Below are 583 nucleotides of genomic sequence, written 5' to 3'. Positions count from 1 at the left end.
TCGGTGCACTCGATGCGCAGAACGCCGAGATCTTGAGGGAAGATGTTCGCGCCCTCGTCCAGGAGGAACAGCGAACCGTCGTCTTCGTCACCCACAACCTCGACGAAGCGCTGCAACTGTCCAACCGAATTCTGCTGATGACCGCCGGCCCCGGCCGGATTCGCGAAGCCGTCACCGTCGACCTCCCCGACGAAAACAGCGCCGATTACCCGGCCCGCTACGAGGCTTACCGCAAGCAACTCTGGATGCACCTTCGGCAAGAGGTCAACGAGACCCGCGCACGTGAAGAAGAAGGACCGACCCGATGAACACGACAGCAATCCGATCCGAACGGTCGCAGAAGGATCCGACACCGACCCGGCAGCCCAGCATCTGGCGGCGCTACGAACGCTACTGGTTGCCGATCGGCACCGTCATCATCATCCTCGTGGTCTGGGAAATACTGGGCAAGATGGGCCTGTGGAACCCGCTGTTCTTCAGCTCACCGAGCGAGATCTGGGATGGGTTCACGTCCTTGACCGAAGGTCCGCTCTGGTCCGATCTGCGGGTGAGCGGTACCGAGTTTGCCATCGGAATGGCGATC

At 61.4% G+C, this 583-nt stretch carries 2 pseudogenes; both read left to right on the top strand.

The window, feature by feature from the left end:
• Positions 1–308: pseudogene (locus AC1DWT_RS51780) on the top strand (ABC transporter ATP-binding protein); the annotation flags it as partial.
• Positions 305–583 (top strand): annotated as a pseudogene (locus AC1DWT_RS51775) (ABC transporter permease); the annotation flags it as partial. The pseudogenes AC1DWT_RS51780 and AC1DWT_RS51775, both read left to right, overlap by 4 nt.

It is taken from the genome of Rhodococcus sp. P4_B6 (assembly GCF_056402215.1).
Note: the sequence above shows the minus strand (reverse complement) of the source record. Positions and strands in the feature narration are given on the sequence as shown.